Raw genomic sequence first — 19568 nt, forward strand, 5'->3', positions numbered from 1 at the left:
GATCTTTAGGGCGATCGGAACAACCTGTGTCGTCGCAGATCCGTACCGTGCCGGCAGTCACCGACGGATCCTGCGCGCACGCGGCCAACAGCAACAGCAGCCCCGGTGCGAGTAAACGGCGATACATTGGTACTTTCCTCAAGTTTTATTGGCGCCGCAATGCTTCGAGCTATCCCACCCCGCGAGCTCGTACCCGGTTGCGCGCGGCGCAGCGGATACAATTCCATCCGCCGCGCCGACACGCAGCCCAAGGCTCTCTCAGGTTCTCGCTTCGAATCGTTCCGTCACACCTTCATTGCTGCCGCTTTTCGCTGCCCCGACTCTGCCGGGATCGATCTCCAAACATGACGCGACAAACAATAGTGACGTGGTGAGCAATAATAATGGAGAAAAATGGCATGTCAAGGCCCTTGGCGTGTTTGAAGTTTGCGTGACACGTCAGTTTTGATATGCTCTTCCTCGCCAAAAACCCCTGGAGACCCCATCGAGATGTCCACCACCGAGCAGGCCAACGTCGATCTCATCACCGCCAACAAGGTGCGCGATCTCCTGAACCGGAACGGCATTCCGCCGCGCAGTCACAACACGACGATCGCGAACGTGCTCGGCCTGAGCTTCTCGGTCGTCACGCGCAAGATGAAAGGCCTGATTCCGTGGAACCTGTCGCAGCTGCAGGACATCGCGACGCACTTCGGCGTGCCGCCCGCGATCCTGCTCGACGACAAGGGCACGCAGCCGGCCGCGGCCGAGATGATCGACGCGACGTTCGTGATCGAGTCGAAGCGCTTTCGCTGCCGCGCCGCGATCTCGACGAAGGCCACCAGCCAGATCGAAACGGATTTCGTCGCGCTGCAGTGGCAGGGCGAATGGATCGTCACCGAGCGCGAGCACGCGCGCGAGGGCCGCACGTATCCGGTCGACGTGATCGAGCTGCGCTCGGCGCAGCCGAACGTGTACGCGGCGCGGATCGCCGTGGTCGACGATTCGCACGACGTCGCCGAAACGGTCTGTGAATATTTCATCGAGAAAGGCGTGAACGCGATCCCGTACTTCGACGGCGCGAGCTTCCGCAAGGCGCTGGAAGTCGAGGATTTCGACGGCTACATCCTCGACTGGATGCTCGGCGACCAGACGGCGGCCGAACTCGTGCGCGGCATCCGCTCGAGCGAGAACAGCGGCGCGCCGATCTTCCTGCTGACCGGCAAGATCTCGACCGGCGAAGCGAGCGAGGACGAGATCGCGCACATCGTGTCGCACTACAACGCGCGCTGCGAAGAAAAGCCGGTGCGCCTGCCGATCCTGTTCGCGGAAGTCGCCCGCGAACTGAAACTCACGCTGCCGGCGGCAGCGGCCGCGACGAACTGAGCACCGGGCACCGAACGGCGACCGGCGCGACCACCCGCTACACGCACCACGAGACCGAGGGAAAGACATGCGCGTTTCAACCATCTGGACCAAAAGCCTGCTGACAGCCTGCCTGCTCGGGATGGCCGCCGTGGCATGGGCCGCGTCGTCGTTCACGTTTACCGTCGACGGCAAGATCAGCAAGAGCAACCAGCAGGGGAAGATGACCTACGTCTTTTCCGAGCAGGCGCTGATGGCGCTGCCGCAGCATACGATCGTCACGTCGACGAGCTGGACGCCGAAGGCGACCTTCACCGGCCCGCGCCTGTCCGACGTGCTGAAGACGGTCGGCGCGCACGGCACGCAGATCGAATTTCGCTGCATCGACGAATACACGTTCACGATTCCCGTGTCGGACGCCGACAAATACGGCGTGATCCTCGCGCGGACGATGAACGGCAAGGTGCTCGGCAACGACAACTACGGCCCGTTGTGGATCATGTATCCGCGCGACCAGTATCCCGACGAGCTGAAGACGCCGCTCGGCGAAGCCAAGTTCGCGTGGCAGATCATCGGTCTGACCGTGAAGTGACATGACGCGGCGGCGATGGAAAAATAGAAAAATCATCCTGGTCCTCGGCTCGCTGTGGATCATGGGGTTCGCCGCGTGGGCGTTCCTGCTGTGGGATCTCCTCGCCACCTCGGTCAACGAGGGCGTGCTCGAGGGGCCGCGCGAAGGCGTGTTCTGGACCGCCGCGCAATACCGCAACGTGTATACGCGCTTCGATCGTCAGCTGATTCTCTACGCGACGCGCGAGGACGAAGACTTCGATCACCTGCAGATGCAGCTCGACAGCCTGTCGGTGTCGTTCGGGTTCCTGCAGCGGCCGTCGGAAGTGTCCCAATACTGGCTGCGCATCCCGCGCGCGCGCAACGAGATCGACGCGCTCGGCGAATTCATGACGCGCCTGAAGCGCGAGGTGCCGCTGCTGCGCGAGTCGCCGAAGCAGGCGCGGCAGGTGATCGACGAAGTCAACGCGTACTGGCCGAAGGTCAACGGCCTCGCGAACTACTTCCGCGCGATCGAAATGGCGCAGCGCGATTTCACGTTCCATCAACTGAAGGACAAGCAGCGCGCGATCCTGATCCTCGGCATCGTGCTCGGCGTGATCCTGTGCGCGCTGTTCCTGCTGCTGTTCTATACGATGCGCACGCGCGACGACCTGCTCGAACGGCAAAACGCGGCGCTCGATGCGGAACGCAAGGCGTCCGACCGCGCGTTCGAGATGATCGAGGCGAAGAACGCGTTCCTCGGGATGGTCAGCCACGAACTGCGCACGCCGCTGCAGGCGATCTGCGGATCGATCGAGATCCTGCTCGCGCGCCCGCAGTCCGACGCGAACCTGAAGACGATCCGGCGGCTGCAGAATTCGGCGCTGTCGCTGGAAGCGCTCGTCAAGGACCTCACCGACTACATCAAGCTGCGCTCGACGAAGCGCGTCGCCGAACTGGATACCGTCGGCATCGCGCCGCTGCTCGCCGAAGCGCTCGAACCGCTGCGCGAGAAGATCGTCGCGAAACGGATCGCGGTCACGCAGCTCGTCGAGCCGCCCGGCCTCGCGATCCGCTCCGATCGCAAGCTGCTGCGGCAGGTGCTGTCGAACCTGATCGAGAACTCGGTGAAGTACACGGTCGGCGGCTCGATCACGGTGACGATCACGCTCGCCGACGCGGCGGCCGGCCAGCAGCTGAAGATCGCCGTGCGCGACACCGGCGCCGGCATCGCGAAGCAGCATCTGTCGAAGATCTTCGAGCCGTTCTATCGCGCGAACGACGCGGTCGGACTGCACGTCGACGGGATCGGCATGGGGCTCGCGGTCGTGCGCGAAATCGTGACGACGCTGCGCGGGCATGTGGACGTGCGCAGCGTGGTCGGCGAAGGCAGCGAGTTCGTCGTGACGCTGCCGGTCGAAGTGCCGGGCGTCGATACGGCGGGCACGGCCGCCGGCGATGCGCCCGCGCCGCCGCCCGCGCTGGCGTATCACGGCCGGCGCGCGCTGGTGGTCGACGACAACGACAACGCGCGCGAAACGCTCGGCGCGATGCTGTCGGCGCTCGGCGTCGACGCCGATCTGTGCGGCACCGGGCAGGAAGGCGTCGCTCGCTTCGGCACGGGCCGCTACGACCTCGTCGTGCTCGATCTCGAACTGCCGGACTTGAGCGGATTCGACGTGGCGCGGCGCATTCGCGCCGTGGCGCAACCCGACGACGACGGTCGGCATCCGGCGATCCTCGGCGTCAGCGCGTATGAATCGGCGGCGCTGCGCGAGAACCAGCGCGTGTTCGACGCGTTCCTGCCGAAGCCGGTCCACCTGCGCGAGCTCGGCGCGCTCGTCGAGACACTGCTCGCCTGAGCCGCGCGCCGGCGCGGCATCACGCGTGCCCGCTGCCCGGCGATTCGCCTACTCGCCTACTCGCCTACTCGCCGAGCAGATGCAGCACGATATCGCGCCGGTGCGCCGCGCGACGATGCTCGAACAGATAGATCCCCTGCCACGTGCCGAGCACCATGCGTCCGTGCTCGACCGGGATCGACAATTGCACCTGCGTGAGCGCCGTGCGCAGATGCGCGGGCATGTCGTCGGCGCCTTCGGTGTCGTGCTCGTAGCGCGTGTCGTCCTCGGGCGCGAGCGTCGCGAAATAACGTTCGATATCGCGCTGCACCGACGGATCCGCGTTCTCCTGGATCAGCAGCGACGCCGACGTATGGCGGCAGAACACCGTGAGCAGGCCGGTTCGGATCGCCTGCTGGTCGACGAACGCGCGCACCTGCGGCGTGATTTCGACGAGGCCGCCGCCGCGCGTGTCGACGCCGACGTGCGTGATGGCCTGTTGCATCGCCATGACCTCAGGCCAGCGCGGCGAAGCCGTCGACTTCGAGCTGTTTCGCGTCGGCGGGGCGCACGACGCGTGCGACTTCGACCCCGTCGCGCAGGAACACCAGCGTCGGCCACAGCTTCACGCCGAACGAGCGGCCGAGCGGACGGCCGGGGCCGTCCTCGATCTTCAGGTGCCGCACGGCAGGATGCGCGGAGAACGACGCCGTGATCGCGGGCTGCGCGCCTGCGCAGATCCCGCACCAGTTCGCGCCGAATTCGATGACGGTTGCGCCGCCCAGTGCGTCGACTTCCGCGCGGGTCGGCGCGTTGGCGGTGTAGCGTTGCTCGGTGTCCATCAGGCCCTCGTGTGCGTTGGCGGAACGTGACTGCACGCGCCGGCGCGATGCGGGCGGGTGCGGCCTTCGATTTCTTACTGTAGCGGAAAAGCCCGCGCGCTGCCGGCGCGGTCCGCGCGCATCGTCCGGAATGACACGACAAGATTCGGAGCGCCGCATCGCCGCGACGGGATCAGCATGGGAACCCGATCCCGTCAACGAAGGCCTCGACCATGAATGCGCCGCATTGCGTCACCGAACCGAACATCCTCTACTTCGGCACGCCCGTCGTGCTGGTCAGCACGCTGAACGAAAACGGCACGGCCAATCTCGCGCCGATCTCGTCCGCGTTCTGGCTCGGCTGGCGCGGCGTGATCGGCATCGCCGCCAGTTCGCAGACCACCCGCAACCTGCTGCGCACCGGCGAATGCGTGCTGAACCTGCCGTCGTCGGCGCAGGCGGACGCGGTCGACCGGATCGCGCGCACGACGGGCACGTACCCGGTACCCGACGGCAAACGCGCAAAGGGCTACGTATTCGAACCGGACAAGTTCGGCACGGCCGGGCTGACCGAAGCGGCATCGCAAACCGTCACGCCGCCGCGCGCGCTCGAATGCCCGGTGCACATGGAGGCGGTCGTCGCGGCCACCTACGGAATCGGCGACGACACGCCCGACCTGCGCGGCCGCATCCGCGTGTTCGAGCTGCGCATCCAGCGCGTGCACGCGCATCCCGACCTGCTGATGGACGGTCATCCGGACCGCATCGATCCGGACAAGTGGTCGCCGCTGATCATGAGCTTCCAGAAGTTCTACGGGCTGGCGCCGCGGCAGGTGCATCCGTCGCGGCTCGCCGAGATTCCCGAACGCGCGTATCGCAGCCCCGACATCGAGCGTTCGCGCGACGCGGGCACGCTGGCCGGTAGCGCACGGTAATGAAGCGCGCGGGAGAACGCCTGTGAATCCGATACGCCGCCCTGCTGCCACCCGTGCGGCCGATGTCGCCGCGCCGGCCCGGCATCGCCTCGTGCTGCCGGCGCTGTGCATCGCCGTGCTGATCGCGCAGATCGACACGGCGATCGTCAATCTCGCGACCGAACCGATCGGCGCCGCGTTCGGCGCCCGCGTCGGCGCGCTGCAGTGGGTGATCGACGCGTACAACCTCGCGTATGCGGTGCTGCTGCTCACGGGCGGCCTGATCGGCGACCTGTACGGCCGGCGGCGTGCATTCGTGCTCGGCGCGACGGTGTTGAGCGGCGCGTCGGTCGTGTGCGCGCTCGCGCCGACGCTGGGCGTGCTGATCGCGGGCCGCGCGCTCGCCGGCGCGGGCGCCGCGCTGCTGATCCCCGCGTCGCTCGCGATCGTCCGCGTGCTCTGGCGCGATCCGGCCGAACGCGCACGCGCGCTCGGCATCTGGGCCGCGTGCGGCGGCATCGCGATGATCGTCGGCCCGACGCTCGGCGTCGTGCTGATCCACGCGTTCGGCTGGCGCAGCATCTTCGGCGTCGTGATTCCGTTCGGCATCGCCGCGATCGCACTCGCCAGCGCCGTCGTGCCGGAATCGGCCGATCCGCGGGGCCGGCGCTTCGATCCGGCCGCGCAGGTGCTCGGTGCGATCGCGATCGGCTGCGTCGTATTCGCGACGATCGACGCGCGCCACGACCCGCTGCGCGCGGCGCTGCTGATCGGGACCGGCGCGGCCGCGATCGCGCTGTTCGTGCGGATCGAACGGCGGCTCGGCACGGCCGCGCTCGTGCCGCTCGACCTGTTCGCGAATCGCGCGTTCCGCGGGATGCTGGTCGGCAACGGCGCGATGACGTTCGGCGGCTACGGGATGCTGTTCGTGCTGCCGCTCGCATGGCAAAGCCACCACGTGCTCGACGCCACCGGTGCCGGCCTCGCGCTGCTGCCGATGTCGGTGCCGTTCGCGCTCGTGTCGTTCGGCTCCGGTGCCGTTGCGGCCCGCGTCGGCGCACGCACGGCCGGCGCGGGCGGCGTCGCGCTGATGGGACTCGGGCTCGCCGCGATCGGCATCGGCGCGGCCGGGTCGACGAATCCGCACGCGCCGATGCTCGCGTGGGCCGAGGCGGGGCTCGCGCTGACCGGCACGGGCCTCGGCCTCGCGGTCGGCTCGCTGGCCGCGACGGCCGTCGGCGCGGTCGACGCCGCGCGCGCCGGCACCGCGGCATCGCTGATGAACGTGACGCGGATGATCGGCGCGGTCTTCGGCGTCGCGCTGCTGGGCGCGCTGTACGACGCGTGCGGCGGCGGCGCGTCGGGGCTGCGGGTCGCGATGCTGACGGGCAGCGCGCTGCAGCTCGGGGGCGCGGCGCTCGCGTGGCGCACGGCCGGCACCGGCACGCGGGCCGGCGCACCGAGGCCGATCGGATAAGATACGGCCGGCCACGCACCTTGGCCCATGACCGAACCGACGGAGTGTTTTCAGTGATTCAACCGACCCCAGTATTCAAGGACAACCTCGCGCAACTGCCGGCCATCGACGGCATCGCGCGCATCGATCTCGTCGGTGCGAACGGCGACGTGGTCGCGACCATCGAGAACCAGCCGGGCAAGCAGGGCTCGCTCGCGGTGTACCACTATCTGAAGCAGGCGTTCGGCACGCTCGACGCGAAAGCGGCCGAGCACGGCCTCGCGGTGTTCGCCGAACATACGGCCGACGCACGCAATCGTCCGGGCGCGCACCCGAACGTCGATCGTCTGCTGGCGATCGTGGCCGGCGGCGACGCACTGCGCATCGACGTCGTCGCGAAGGACTGAGTCGGCGGCAACACGCACGCGTGCCGCCGGGCGGCGCGCGCGACCGTGACGGACGGGCGAAAAAGCGCTTGCCGCGCCCGTCCCACTTTCCCCGGAGACAACCAGCGTGCTTCCTTCCGTTGCCTCGCCGCTCACCCGGCATCTGGCGTCGATCGTTTCGGTCGCGGTACTTGCCGGCGCCACGTTCGGCGGCACGGCATCGGCCGAGCCGCTGCGCACGGCCTCCGATATCGCCGGAGCGTCGCTCGTGCCGCTCGGCACGCTGCCGCACTCGCCTGAAAGCGGTTCGCTCGATCCGTTCTGCACGCAATATCGCGCGAAGGCGACCACGGCGGCCGGCCGCGAAGTCGCGAAGCGCGACTGGATCGTGACATCCGAGGCACCGCTCGGGCGCTACACGGTCGTGAGCTTCGCGAGCGGATTCAACGCCGGCACGAGCGCGATCTGTTTCGCGCGCAACGGCAACCTCGGCATATTCGACGGCGCGACGCTCGTCGCGCTCGGCTACACGGCGCGCAAGGCAGGCTGGCAGCTCGGCTCGGTCGATCGTCTGGAGAACGGTGCACTGCTCGTCTGGGGTGGCGACGGCCCCGGAGCGCCCGTCGGCGAGCTGCACGAGGAAAACGGCGGCCTGCGGCTGACCCGCGTCGCCGCCGAAAGCACGCACTGCAGCGGCCGCGCGGTCGTGCCGAACGTATACGGCAAGCCGCTCGACGCGGCCCGCAAGATACTGATCGCGCATGGCTGGCAACCGCTGCGGCCGCGCGAGAACCCGGACGCGATGGACGGGGCTGCAACGCTCGCGAAGCACGGCATTATCGAAGCCGAAGCGTGCTCGGGCACCGGCGTCGGGTATTGCGCGCTGCGCTACCGGAATGCGGCCGGCGTGCTTGGCGTGACGACGGTGGGCGGCGAGCCGGACCGGCCTTCCGAGCACACCGTGATCGACTATCAGGTTGCCTGTCGCAAGCAGTGAACGGCGTGCAGGCGGCGCATGCGCAATGCATGCGTCATGCGATCCGTGCCGCCAGGCCATCGTCCGTTCGCTCGATTGACCGGCTTCGCCCGCCCTCCTAAACTGGCTTCCCTTTTACGCCGCACCCGCAAAAGGGACTGCCATGATCGACTTCTCCACGCTCGCGCTGTTCTCCGGCGCGTGTCTCGCGCTGACCATTACGCCGGGCCCCGACATGTTGCTGATCGCGTCCCGCAGCGTGAGCCAGGGGCGACGCGCCGGCTTCGCGACGCTCGCGGGCATCCAGGCCGGCACCTACTGCCACGCGCTCGCGGCCGCGTTCGGTCTGTCGCAGCTGTTCGTCGCGGTGCCGCTCGCCTATGACGCGGTGCGCTTCGCAGGCGCCGCGTATCTGCTGTATCTCGCGTGGAAAACCTTCCGTTCGGATGCGACCGCGCTGTCGCCCGTCGCGTCGCCACGTCGCCATTCGACCGCGACGATCTTTCGCCAAGGGCTGACGACGAACCTGCTGAACCCGAAGATGGCGCTGTTCGTGCTCGCGCTGTTCCCGCAGTTCGTGCGGCCCGAGCACGGCTCGATCGCCGTGCAGATTCTCGTGCTCGCGACGGTGCTCAACCTGATCGGGATCGTCGTGAACGGCGCGGTGATTCTGTCCGCGAGCCGGCTGAGCCAGCGGATCGGCGCGCGCCGCCGGCCGTCGAAAGTGCCGCAGTATCTGCTGGGGTCGGTGTTCGTGGGGCTGGCGGCGCGGCTCGCGATGGCGGGACGGCACTGAGGGCAGCCAGTAGCGCGAACGGAACCGTGTGCGCCCCGACGACACACGAGGCCGTCAGTCGTCGCGACCGGTGCCCGAATCACGCGTGTCCATCACCACGCGCAACGCACCGCTATCGAGGATGCTTGCCGGCGTCACCGTGCGGCGGTGCCACGGAATCCAGCCGAAATACCAGATCCTCCAGAAGCCGAGCGGATGATCGGGATTCCGGTGCAGCAGCGTGTCGAAGGTCTCGACGTCGCCGAGCACGATCCGCGTCGCCTCGCACACGACCTCGCGCACGAAACGTGAGCAGAACTGCCGGCGCGACGCGAGATTGAAACCCGTGTCGTAGACCACACCGATCCGGCGCATCGCCGCGGCGACGAGTTCGCGACGCTGCGCGGCGTCGAGCGGCTGCCTGAGCCGCGCGATCACGCATGCGCCGCGATCGGAGCGCGCGAGAAACCGCGACATCGTCGTGACGCGCGACAGCGGAAACGTGCTTTCGGCGATCAGCGTCTCGCCGCCGCGCTCGCCGACGACGATGCCGACGTGATTCGTCCATGAACGCGTCGCGCTCGCCACTTCGAGAAACGGCCGCACGGTGACGCGGATGAAGACGATGTCGCCGATTTCCGGTTCGGCCGGCAACGGCTCGGCAAGCGAGTCGGGAGCGCCGGCGAAAAGGAGCCGCCGGCGCGCGCCGGGCGAACGGATCAGAAGCGGCTGGCGGCCGGTGTCGACGACCATACGAACCTCGCGCGAGTGGACATGGCGCGAGCATGGCAGGCGCAGCCGCACGCCGCATCCGCTTCATCTGCAAGGGCGGGAATCCGCGCCGCCGGGTGGCGGATTTCGATACCGGCGTGACACGCGAAGCGCCCGAACCCGGCACCTTTCAGCGCGTCGCACCCAGCGCCACGCGCAGCCGCTCCATCAACCGCGTGTAATGCCGCAGCACGTCGTCCTTCGACACGACATTCGCGGTCGAGAAACGCTCGGACCACGCCGGCTTCCATTGATACGAACCGTGCACGCTGCGGTCGCCGTCGGGCGCCTGGATCAGCGAGCGGATCCGCGCGTCGCGGCCCGGCCCCGTATGCATCTCGAACAGCGCGTGGATGAACGTGTGATACGCGTCGTACACGTCGTCGTCGAACAGGTAGCGGTAGATGTGGAACGTGCGGTCGAGGTCACGCTTCGCGCGGATCACGTCGTCCGGCGAGATGTCCTTCCAGTAACCGATCCACGTGTAGAAGCACAGCAGCGCATTGAGCTGCGGCGCGACCGTGTCGTACAGCGCGAGCCGCTTCTCGATCAGCCGCTGGTTGGTCCACTGCACGAGTTCGAGCCGCTTCAGCCGGCGCGCGACGAGCCAGCCGAGACAGGCGACCGACAACGGCGTCAGCACACCGAGCGCGAGCTTGACGATTTCCAGCGAATTCCACGGCGTATTGAATGGCTGCATGTAGGGCTCGACAGGAAGAAACGCATCCGCTGCGACGCGCGGCCCGGCGCGCCACGCAGCGCCGCTGGGCCGATCGCGTCGGCATTGACCGTTAGTTGCTTGCACATCGAACAGTACGCGACCGCACCGGTACGCCGTGCGACGCGACTCACCCCGTCAGTGTATCGGGCGATTGTCACCGCGCGATGACCGCGCGTCGACGCGCCACCGCGCGCCCGCTTCGCGCTAGGTCGGTAGCGCCGACGTGAGCTTGACCTTCTGCATCGGAATGTCGGTCTTCACGCTGAGCACGCCGGGGATACGCGTCAGGTATTCCATCTGGAAGCGCCGGTAATCGTCGATGTCGGCCGCGACGACGCGCAGCAGGAAATCGCAGTCGCCGGCCATCAGGTGGCATTCGACGACTTCCGGCATCTGCTGGACGGCCTCGGCGAAACGGTTCACCGATTCCGCGTCCTGCCCCTTCAGCCACACGCGCGTGAAGATCGTCAGCCCCTTGCCGACCTTCGCCGGGTTCAGCACGGCCACGTACTTCTCGATCACGCCGGCTTCCTCGAGGAGCCGCACGCGCCGCAGGCACGGCGACGGCGACAGCCCCACCTCGTGCGCGAGCTCCACGTTCTGCATGCGGCCGTCGCGCTGCAGCGCGCTCAGGATCCGGCGGTCGATAGCGTCAAGTTTCATTTGGCATCCGATTCCAAAAAATTTTCAGATCACGCGTTCAATGCCAAATTCTGAGAAAAATCTGGCGACAACGCAACCCGATTCGAGTCAAAAAAGCAGACAATTCCTCCCCCGAAGGAGGAGTGATGAGCAGTAGCGTTTCAACGTCGTCCGGGCTTCGCGACAAGCCCGCCTATGTCGCCGAGATGGGTCGCGGTTTGCGCGCGGCGCTGCCCGTCATGCTGGGTTTCGTGCCGTTCGCGCTGGTGCTGGGCGCGCAGGCCGCGCAGAAAGGACTGAGCCTGTTCGAGGTGCCGATGATGACGGGCCTGAACTTCGGCGGCGGCTCCGAATTCGCGGCGATCCATCTATGGACGTCGCCGCCGCACATCGCGCTGATCGTCGCGATGTCGTTTCTCGTGAATTCGCGCCACATCCTGATGGGCGCCGCGTTCGAGCCGTATATCCGGCGCCTGCCGCGCCGCCGCGCGTTCGTCGCGCTGTTCTTCATGTGCGACGAGAGCTGGGCGATGTCGCTCGCCGACGCGCGCGAGCGCTCGGCCACGCACATCAGCGTGCCCTATTACGCGGGCATCTGCATGGGGCTCTACCTGACGTGGATCTCGATGACGACGCTCGGCGCGGCGGTCGGCCCGACGATCGGCAACGTCGAACAGTACGGCTTCGACATGGCGTTCACGGCCGTGTTTCTGGTGCTGCTGCGCGGCATGTGGAAAGGCGTGCGTGCGAGCCGCCCGTGGTTCGTGAGCCTCGTCGTCGCGGCGGCCACCCATCTCGCGCTGCCCGGTGCGTGGTACGTCGCGGCCGGCGCCTGCGCGGGGCTGATCGCCGCGCTGCTGTGGGAGCCGCGCGATGCCTGAGCTTCCGGATTTCGGCACGGTCGCGACGATCGTGCTGATGGCGTCGACCACCTACCTGTCGCGCATTCTCGGCTACGTGCTGCTGCGCAACCGCACGCTGAGCCCGCGCATGGCGTCGGTGATGGAGAACGTGCCCGGCTGCGTGCTGATCTCGGTGATCGCGCCGGCCTTCGTGTCGACGCGCCCGGCCGACCTGCTCGCGCTTGCACTCACGCTGCTTGCGGCGACGCGCCTGTCGATCCTGCCGACCGTCATCGTCGGCGTCGTGTCGGCCGGCCTGCTGCGCTACCTGCTCGGCTGAGCGGTGCCGCCGGCCACCCCGGCACCGCATTCCACGACACGACGAACGGGCGCGCGATGCGCCCGTTTTCACGTCCACGCCGGCCGGCGTCATGCGCGCGACACGACGATCCTCGCGCGGGAGTGCTAGCCTTGTGGCTTGCGCCACGCCGCCCTTCCCGTCTGATTGCCCTTCGCGAGGATCGCCCCGATGCAAGCAACCCGCCCGCTGTTCGACCGTGTCCTGCTCACCAACGACGACGGATTCGACGCGCCCGGCCTCGACATACTCGAACAGGTCGCCACGCAACTCGCCCGCGAAGTGTGGATCGTCGCTCCAGCCGAAGACCAGAGCGGCACGTCGCATTCGCTGAGCCTGCACGAACCGCTGCGCGTGCATCGCAAGGGCGAGCACCGCTTCGCGGTGCGCGGCACGCCCGGCGACTGCGTCGCGATCGCGGTCAGCCACCTGATGAAGGGCGCGCGGCCCGACGTCGTGCTGTCCGGCGTGAATCGCGGCGCGAACCTCGGCACCGAAACGGTGTTTTCCGGCACGGTCGGCGCGGCGATGACGAGCATGCTGGTCGGCGTGCCGGCCATCGCGCTGAGCCAGGCCTTCACCGATCGCAATGCGGTGCCGTGGGGCACCGCGCTCGCGCATGCGCCGGACGTCATCCGACGGCTCGTCGCCGCCGGCTGGGACAGTGACGCGTGCCTCAACGTGAATTTCCCGCCGCGGCCGGCCGACGACGTGCGCGGCCTGAAGGTGACGAACCAGGGCGCCGGCACGCTGCAGGGCGTCGAGATCGTGTCGGGACGCGACCCGCGCGAGATCGACTATCACTGGCTGAAGCTCGCGCGCGCGCCGCGCGACGACGATGCGGATTCGGAAACGGTCGCGCTGGGCGAAGGGTACATCGCGGTCACGCCGCTGAAGTTCGAGCGCACGCACGATCAGGCGCTCGCACGGCTGCGGTCGAACCTCGGCTGATCGATCGCGCGTTCGAACGGACCCGGCGGTGGCGCATACGATGCGCGCGCCGCCGGTTCACCGCGTCAGCCGTCGCCCGTCACCCCATCAAGTCAGGTTCAACCCGCCGTCGAGCATCACGATCTCACCCGTCACGTAATCGGAGGCGACGAGCATCGCGACCGTCTGCGCGATATCGTCCGGCGTCGCCGCGCGACGCATCGGCGCGCGCTCGCGCCAGAGCTGCTGCGCGTCCGTCCAGTCGGCGGTCAGCGGCGTATCGACGAGCCCCGGCGCGACCGCGTTGACGCGAATCGCCGGCGCGAGCGTGCGGGCGAGCAGCCGTGTCGTGTGATTGAGCGCGGCCTTCGCGGCCGCATACGGAATCGACGCGCCCTTCGGGCGCACGCCGGCATGCGAGCTGACGTTCACCACACATCCGGCCCGCCCGCGCGACGCCGACTCGCGCAGCGCGGCCTCCGCTTCGGCCACCAGCCGGAACGGCGCGATCACGTTGATTTCGTGCATCTCGCGCCACACGTCGGGCGTGGCGGCCGCGAGGTCGTCATGCGCAATCACGCGGCTGACGCCCGCGTTGTTGACGAGCACGTCGAGCCGCCCGTGCACGGCGAACGCGTCGCGAATCAATCTCACGCGCTCGGCATCGTCGGCGAGATCGGCCTGCACGTAAGCCGCGCCGAGTTCACGCGCCATCGCACGCCCGGTCTCGGCCGAGCGACGCGAATGCAGGATCACCGCGTAGCCGTCGGCCGCGAGACGCCGCGCGACGGCCGCGCCGATCCCCGACGTCGAGCCGGTGACGAGCGCGACCGGCCGGTGCAGGCGCGCCGCGCGCGGCTCGCCGGCGGTTTCGGTTTCAGGTGCCGTTTCGGCAATCGGGGCAGACATCGGCGGCAGCGGCGCGTCCATGGCGTGGAACCCAGTCAGTGGCGTTCCCGCATCATAAGCGCGACGAGGCACAGGATCGAGGCGCAATCGATCCGGCCCCTTCGTGCCTGCCGCGCGCGCTGCTACTGCGCGCGGGTCGTGCCGCCGGCCGCCAGCAGCGACGGTGCCAGCGCGCTGTTCGGGTCCTGGCCGTTCCACTGGCCGACCCACGCATCGTTCGGCGTCGAGCCCATCACGAAATCGAGCCTGCCGCCGGCCTTGATCTCGTCATAGGTGATGTACGGCCGATGCAGCGGCGCGCCGTTCAGGCTGACCGACTGCACGTAGCGATTGACCGACGACGGTGCGGCGCCCGACGCGGTACGCGCGGTGATCGTGAAGCGTCGCGCACCGCCGAACTTCAACGCGCCGCCGGCGCCGCTGCCTGATGCCATCGGGATGTCGATCGACGCCTCCTCGAACAGCGGCGTGCCGAAATAGAACACGCCGCCCACCGGATTCAGCGAATAGATGCCGAGCGCGGACAGCACGTACCACGCGGACAACTGGCCGCAGTCGTCGTTGCCGGGAATCGCCGCATCGCGCACGCGCCGCGGATCGTTCAGCGCGGCCTTCAGGCTGTCGCCGCTCAGCAATGCACGATCGCCGGCCGTGAGCGTCAGCGAGTACATGTCGTCCATCACCGTGCGCACGCGGTCCTGCGTCTTCGACGGCATGCCGGCGACGTCGTACAGGTACGGCAGGTGGTTCGCCGGTTCGTTGCCCGCAAAGTACTGGCCGCTGCGGCCGGTCAGGTCCGGGAAGCCCTGGTTGTACTGGAAGGTCAGCGGGTTGGCCGGATCGAACGTGCGGTCGAGCTGCGCGATGAACTGGCTTGTGCCGCCGAGCAGCGTGATCAACCCCGGGAAGTCGTGGAAGATGTTCCACGTGTCGACCCACGAATTCGATTCGGAGAAGTCGGTCTTCTCGGCGGCCGTCGGATCGAAGCCCGCGACCCAGTTGCCCTGCGCATCCTTCGGCTGCGAGAACTTCCAGCCGTTGTTCGGCGCCGGGTTGAACACGTTCCGGTAGTTCTGGCTGCGCGTCAGATAAGGCTGGTAATCGGCCGTGCTCTTGCCGGCCGCCTTGCCGACCGCGGCCGTCGCCCAGTCGTCGAACGCATAGTCCTGCGTGGTCGACACCGACGCGTTGTCGCCCGCATAGACGTAGCCGCGCTGGCGATACTGGTCGAAGCCGTGCGCGCTCGCGCGCTGCGTGGTCGTCAACGCGGTCCAGATGTCGTCGATGCCCGCGCTCGTCAGGTGCTTCAGGTACGCATCCGCGATCATCGGAATCGACGGGTGGCCCGCCATCGTGAAGGTTTCCGTTTGCGCCAGCGGCCACACCGGCAGCTCGCCCTTGCCGTTCTGCGCGAACTGCGTCAGCAGCGACTTGACCCAGCCGTCGACGCGCTCGGGCTGCACCAGCGTCATCAGCGGCGCCTCGGCGCGGAACGTGTCCCACAGCGAGAACGTCGACGAATAGTCGAAGCCCGGGTTCGCATGCTTGCTGGTGGTCGGCGGCGACGTCGTGCCGTCGTTCGACGAATCCATGCCGACGTAGCTGCCGTCCGCGTTGTTGTAGACCGTCGGCGCGAGCATCGTGCGGTACAGCGACGTGTAGAACATCGTCCGCTGGTCGGCGCTGCCGCCCTTGATCCGGACCCGGTCGAGCGCGGCGCTCCACACGCGCTCCGCCGCGCCGCGCACCTGGTCGAACGACTTCGCGCCGACTTCCGACGCGAGATTGGCCTGCGCATCCGCGATGCTCGACGGCGAGATGCCGACCTTCACCGTGACCGCGCCGCCGTCGCCGCCGTCGGCGAACGTCAGGTACGCCTTGAAGCCGTCCGCGCTGAACGCGGCGTGCTGCGTATCGAACGGCTTCGAGAACCGCGCGACGAAATACGTCGGCTTGTTGTTCGCCCAGTTGTTGGTGAACTGCCAGCCGGCGATCGTCCACGCGTCGACGACCTGGATCTTGCCGCTCGCGGTCGAGCCGCCGATCGGGTTGTCGATGCTCACGATCATGCTGCGTTTCTGCGTCGCCGCGCTCGGGAAGTACGTGTAGCGATGCACGCCCGCGTGCGTGGTCGCCGTCATTTCCGCGAGAATCTTCGCGCCCTGCACGTTCCACGGCGTGTTGCCGCTGCCGACCGGCGCCAGCTTCACGCGGTAGTAGCCGGGGCTCGCGGTTTCGTCGTCGTGGCTGAACGACGCGTCGTAGGTGATCGATGCATCGGCGGCGACCTTGGCCAGCGTCGCGGTATCGACCGGCGCGAGCGTCGGCAGGAACCGCACTTCGCCGCCCGAGCCGATGCCGGTCCCCGACAGGTGCGTATGCGTGAAGCCGGTAATGAACGGATCGTCGTACTGGTAGCCGGACGTGCGATCCCAGTTCCACGGCAGCGTATGCGCGCCGCCGGTCGTGTCCGGCCCGAGCTGCACCATGCCGAACGGCACGGTCGCGCCCGGATACACGTGGCCGTGGCCGCGCACGCCGCTGCTCCAGTCCGCGTTGATGTCGAGGTTGGCCGTGCCGATCATCGGATCGACGCTGCGCAGCACCGATCGCTTGTGCGCGCCGTTTACCCCCTGATCGTTCTGATCGCCCTGGTCGTTCTGGTTGCCCGGTGCGTTCGACATCTGCGCGAGCACGCTTGCATCCGTCGCCCCCTGATCGCCCCCGCACCCCGACAACACGGCAAGGCATCCGATACCCACCACGTGACGTAGCTTCATCCGTTCGTCCCTCCCTCTCTCTGCGTCGATCCTGTCGGCAAGACCCGCTCTTCGATCCTCCCGCCCTATTGCGCGCCCGCCGCCCGCGGGAACGACGGCATCGCGGATGCATCGGCGCCCCACGTCGCGGCGCTCGCATCCGCCGTCATCGCATACGTCAGCTTCCCGCCCTTCGCGATGTGCTCGAGCGGCAGCCACGCGGCGGGCCACGACGTGCCGTTCAGCTTCAGCGACTTCACGTAGAACGACGCGCTGTCGCCCGAACCCGCGCCCGGCGCGGCGATGTGCAGCAGCCGGTAGCTGCCGTCCTGCTGCCCGACGCGCACCGTGATCGCCTCGAACTGCGGGCTCGACAGCGCAACGCCGCTCACGCCCGGCACGACCGGGTAGAGACCGAGCGCGGCCCACACGTACCAGCCGGACAGTGCGCCGAGATCGTCGTTGCCGGGCAGCCCCGCCGCGCCGGGGCCAAACGCGTTGGCGAGCGACGTGTGCAGCACGCGCTGCGTATGCGACGGCGCGCCGGCCCACGCGTAGACCCACGGCACGGCCATCGTCACTTCGTTGCCGACGTAGAAATACGGTTGCTCGGTGCCGATGTTCAGGTGCGTGAAGAACGTGTCGAGCCGCTTGACGACCGGCGCGGCGCCGCCCGCCTGCGCGATCACGCCGGCGAGATCGTGCGGCACGTACCACGTGTATTGCTCGGCATTGCCTTCCATGAAGCCCGACCCGTCGGTGACCCACGCGCCGGCCGACGTCTTCGGCCGGATCGCGCCGCGATCGAACAGGTGTTGCCAGTTGCCGCTCGACTTCAGCAGCGCGCCGGCCGTCGCCGTGTCGCCAAGCGCCGTCGCGAAGCGCGACACCGCGAAATCTCGCAGCGCGTATTCGAGCGTGTTCGACGCGGTCTGGTTGTCGCCGCTGCCCGATGCGGGCACGTAGCCGAGCCGGTCGTAGTCCGCGCGGCTGCCCATCACCGGCGTGCCCGCGCACGCGGCGCCCGGCGCGGTGCTGGCCTTCATGATCGACAGCGCGGCCTGCGTATCGAAGTGCGTCGCGCCGAACGCATACGCGTTCGCCGTGATGATCGAGCCCGCATCGCCGGGCATCACGGCCGTCTCCGTATTGAAGTACGCCCAGCGCGGGAACGCGCCGCAGGCCTTCGCATCGAGCACGAGCGACTGCACGATGTCGCTCGTGCGCACCGGATCGAGCAGCGCCTGCAACTGGATGAACGAACGGTCGATGTCCCAGCCGGAGAAATTCGCGTACATCGTGCGGCCGCTTTCGACCCGACGCGTCGGCGCGGTCGATGCGCCGTTCGACGCGTAGAAATCCGGATACTGGCCGTTCACGTCGTTGAACACGTTCGGATGCAGCGACGCGTGATACAGCGCGGTATAGAACTTGGTCTTGTCGGCATCGCTGCCGCCCGCGACCTGGATCGCGTTCAGGCGCGCGTTCCATGCGGCGCTCGCCGCGCGGCGCACCTTGTCGAAACGCCAGTTCCGTTCTCCTTGCGCATCCGTTGCCGGATTCTCCGCACGCAGGTTCGCCTTCGCGTTCGCTTCGCTGACGAACGAGATGCCGAGCTTCATCATCACGTCCGGATGCTTGCTGTCGACGTTGAAGGTCAGCGTGACGGGGCGGTTGTTCGACAGCGCCGGCTTCGCCGCGAACGGCTGGCTGAATTCCGCGTAGTAGTAGACGGGCACCGCATGTCCGGCCCAGCAGAATCCGCCGCCCGCGATCGTGCCCGACAGCGCGCGGTCGCCGACCTGGCTGACCGTGTCGCTCGTCGTGCCTTGCGCGCGGTTGTTCAGCACGGTCGGATCGATCGCGATCGTCGCCTGCTGGCCCTGCGCGAGCGCCGGGTACGTGAAGCGCGCGAAGCCGGTGCGCAACGTCGTCGTCAGCTCGGCCTTGATGCCGTTGCCGAGCGTGACGCCGTAATAGCCGGCCTGCGCGGTTTCGTTCGCGTGATCGAACGTGGCCGGCGTGCCGGCGTCGCCGGGCGCGAGCTGCGGCATCACGTTCAGGTAGCCGCCGTTCGCCCAGCAGCCGGTACCGCTCAGATGCAGGATGCTGAATGCGTTGATCGACGTGTCGCCGTACCAGTAGCCGCCGGAGAAACCGGAGCCGTCGCCCTTGCGCCCGTCGTATTGCGCGGTGGGCGTCATCGGGCTCCACTGCATCATCCCGAACGGCACCGTCGGCCCGGGGAACGTGCCGCCGCCGAGACCCGAGCCGACCGGGTCGGCCGGCTGGTCGGTCGCGTAGTCGGTGCCGATCAGCGGGTTGACGTACTGGACGACGCGGATGTCGGCATTTTTCCTTGCCGCTTCGTTGCCGTTGCCGCTTTCGTTGGCGTTGCCGTTGCTGTTGTCGTTGCCCTGCGACTGCGCGGACGTCGACATGTTCGCCGCCACGGCCGACGGCGAATCGCCGTCGCCGCCGCAAGAAGCCACGGCCACGCACAGCGCGAGCAGCGCCGTTCCCAACCCCCAGTTCCTCGACATCGCCTGTCTCCGTTTCGTTCTTGAATCA

Annotated in this window: 19 protein-coding genes and 1 pseudogene; 11 read left to right on the forward strand and 9 right to left on the reverse strand. The window is 68.1% G+C overall.

Annotated elements, in window-relative coordinates; genetic code table 11:
- Positions 1 to 127, reverse strand: a pseudogene (locus H0X90_RS27870) (sel1 repeat family protein); the annotation flags it as partial.
- A gap of 362 nt (positions 128 to 489) precedes the next feature.
- On the opposite strand from H0X90_RS27870, the gene H0X90_RS27875 reads away from it, so the two are divergent.
- From H0X90_RS27875 to atsR, 3 genes are all read left to right on the forward strand, one after another.
- Complete coding sequence (locus H0X90_RS27875; RefSeq protein ID WP_006485493.1) at positions 490 to 1365, forward strand: helix-turn-helix domain-containing protein; 876 nt, start codon at positions 490 to 492, stop codon at positions 1363 to 1365.
- A 67-nt stretch (positions 1366 to 1432) separates the two neighbouring features.
- On the forward strand, positions 1433 to 1936 hold the full coding sequence (locus H0X90_RS27880) for a molybdopterin-dependent oxidoreductase (protein WP_077189254.1): 504 nt from the start codon (positions 1433 to 1435) through the stop codon (positions 1934 to 1936).
- A gap of 1 nt (position 1937) precedes the next feature.
- On the forward strand, positions 1938 to 3758 hold the full coding sequence (atsR, locus tag H0X90_RS27885) for a hybrid sensor histidine kinase/response regulator AtsR (protein ID WP_006494609.1): 1821 nt from the start codon (positions 1938 to 1940) through the stop codon (positions 3756 to 3758).
- 64 nt (positions 3759 to 3822) lie between these two features.
- Here the strand turns inward: atsR and H0X90_RS27890 are convergent, their stop codons facing one another.
- Positions 3823 to 4242 (reverse strand): secondary thiamine-phosphate synthase enzyme YjbQ, encoded by a 420-nt coding sequence (locus tag H0X90_RS27890; RefSeq protein WP_012493085.1) that lies wholly within the window; start codon positions 4240 to 4242, stop codon positions 3823 to 3825.
- A 10-nt stretch (positions 4243 to 4252) separates the two neighbouring features.
- Positions 4253 to 4579: a thioredoxin family protein gene (locus H0X90_RS27895; protein WP_077189255.1), complete on the reverse strand. Its 327-nt coding sequence runs from the start codon at positions 4577 to 4579 to the stop codon at positions 4253 to 4255.
- 212 nt (positions 4580 to 4791) lie between these two features.
- Between H0X90_RS27895 and H0X90_RS27900 the strand changes: the two genes are divergently transcribed.
- From H0X90_RS27900 to H0X90_RS27920, 5 genes are all read left to right on the forward strand, one after another.
- A complete protein-coding gene (locus H0X90_RS27900) occupies positions 4792 to 5493 on the forward strand; it encodes a flavin reductase family protein (RefSeq protein WP_006494610.1) in 702 nt (233 codons plus the stop codon).
- A 22-nt stretch (positions 5494 to 5515) separates the two neighbouring features.
- Complete coding sequence (locus H0X90_RS27905) at positions 5516 to 6949, forward strand: MFS transporter (RefSeq protein WP_077189256.1); 1434 nt, start codon at positions 5516 to 5518, stop codon at positions 6947 to 6949.
- 53 nt (positions 6950 to 7002) lie between these two features.
- The gene (locus tag H0X90_RS27910; RefSeq protein ID WP_006493310.1) at positions 7003 to 7335 is read left to right on the forward strand and encodes a DUF2322 family protein; all 333 of its coding nucleotides are present in this window, start codon (positions 7003 to 7005) and stop codon (positions 7333 to 7335) included.
- Positions 7336 to 7441: 106 nt separating this feature from the next.
- A complete protein-coding gene (locus H0X90_RS27915; protein ID WP_077189257.1) occupies positions 7442 to 8311 on the forward strand; it encodes a PASTA domain-containing protein in 870 nt (289 codons plus the stop codon).
- Positions 8312 to 8453: 142 nt separating this feature from the next.
- The gene (locus tag H0X90_RS27920; protein ID WP_006494613.1) at positions 8454 to 9086 is read left to right on the forward strand and encodes a LysE family translocator; all 633 of its coding nucleotides are present in this window, start codon (positions 8454 to 8456) and stop codon (positions 9084 to 9086) included.
- Positions 9087 to 9140: 54 nt separating this feature from the next.
- On the opposite strand, the gene H0X90_RS27925 is transcribed toward H0X90_RS27920, so the two are convergent.
- The 3 genes from H0X90_RS27925 to H0X90_RS27935 all read right to left on the reverse strand — a co-directional run bounded on the left by H0X90_RS27925 (position 9141) and on the right by H0X90_RS27935 (position 11220).
- Positions 9141 to 9818 (reverse strand): YebB family permuted papain-like enzyme, encoded by a 678-nt coding sequence (locus tag H0X90_RS27925; protein WP_006494614.1) that lies wholly within the window; start codon positions 9816 to 9818, stop codon positions 9141 to 9143.
- A 148-nt stretch (positions 9819 to 9966) separates the two neighbouring features.
- Positions 9967 to 10536 carry a hypothetical protein gene (locus H0X90_RS27930; protein ID WP_006494615.1) on the reverse strand — a complete coding sequence of 190 codons (570 nt, stop codon included), beginning with the start codon at positions 10534 to 10536 and terminating at the stop codon, positions 9967 to 9969.
- 225 nt (positions 10537 to 10761) lie between these two features.
- Positions 10762 to 11220, reverse strand: a complete 459-nt coding sequence (locus H0X90_RS27935; RefSeq protein ID WP_006486309.1) for an Lrp/AsnC family transcriptional regulator — start codon at positions 11218 to 11220, stop codon at positions 10762 to 10764.
- Between the two features lie 125 nt (positions 11221 to 11345).
- Here H0X90_RS27935 and H0X90_RS27940 point away from each other — a divergent pair, with 125 nt between their 5' ends.
- The 3 genes from H0X90_RS27940 to surE all read left to right on the forward strand — a co-directional run bounded on the left by H0X90_RS27940 (position 11346) and on the right by surE (position 13350).
- Positions 11346 to 12080: an AzlC family ABC transporter permease gene (locus tag H0X90_RS27940; RefSeq protein WP_006486303.1), complete on the forward strand. Its 735-nt coding sequence runs from the start codon at positions 11346 to 11348 to the stop codon at positions 12078 to 12080.
- The gene (locus H0X90_RS27945) at positions 12073 to 12381 is read left to right on the forward strand and encodes an AzlD family protein (protein ID WP_006486305.1); all 309 of its coding nucleotides are present in this window, start codon (positions 12073 to 12075) and stop codon (positions 12379 to 12381) included. Before H0X90_RS27940 ends, H0X90_RS27945 begins: the two co-directional genes overlap by 8 nt.
- A gap of 189 nt (positions 12382 to 12570) precedes the next feature.
- Positions 12571 to 13350 (forward strand): 5'/3'-nucleotidase SurE, encoded by a 780-nt coding sequence (gene surE, locus H0X90_RS27950; RefSeq protein WP_006494616.1) that lies wholly within the window; start codon positions 12571 to 12573, stop codon positions 13348 to 13350.
- Between the two features lie 87 nt (positions 13351 to 13437).
- Here the strand turns inward: surE and H0X90_RS27955 are convergent, their stop codons facing one another.
- The 3 genes from H0X90_RS27955 to H0X90_RS27965 form a co-directional block, all read right to left on the reverse strand.
- On the reverse strand, positions 13438 to 14259 hold the full coding sequence (locus tag H0X90_RS27955; RefSeq protein WP_006494617.1) for an SDR family NAD(P)-dependent oxidoreductase: 822 nt from the start codon (positions 14257 to 14259) through the stop codon (positions 13438 to 13440).
- Between the two features lie 101 nt (positions 14260 to 14360).
- Positions 14361 to 17018 carry a GH92 family glycosyl hydrolase gene (locus H0X90_RS27960; protein WP_077189258.1) on the reverse strand — a complete coding sequence of 886 codons (2658 nt, stop codon included), beginning with the start codon at positions 17016 to 17018 and terminating at the stop codon, positions 14361 to 14363.
- A 65-nt stretch (positions 17019 to 17083) separates the two neighbouring features.
- The gene (locus tag H0X90_RS27965; protein ID WP_077189259.1) at positions 17084 to 19540 is read right to left on the reverse strand and encodes a GH92 family glycosyl hydrolase; all 2457 of its coding nucleotides are present in this window, start codon (positions 19538 to 19540) and stop codon (positions 17084 to 17086) included.
- Between the last annotated feature and the right edge of the window lie 28 nt (positions 19541 to 19568).

The sequence above is a fragment of the Burkholderia sp. 9775_39 genome, from assembly GCF_015712225.1.
Taxonomy (GTDB): Bacteria; Pseudomonadota; Gammaproteobacteria; order Burkholderiales; family Burkholderiaceae; genus Burkholderia; species Burkholderia cenocepacia.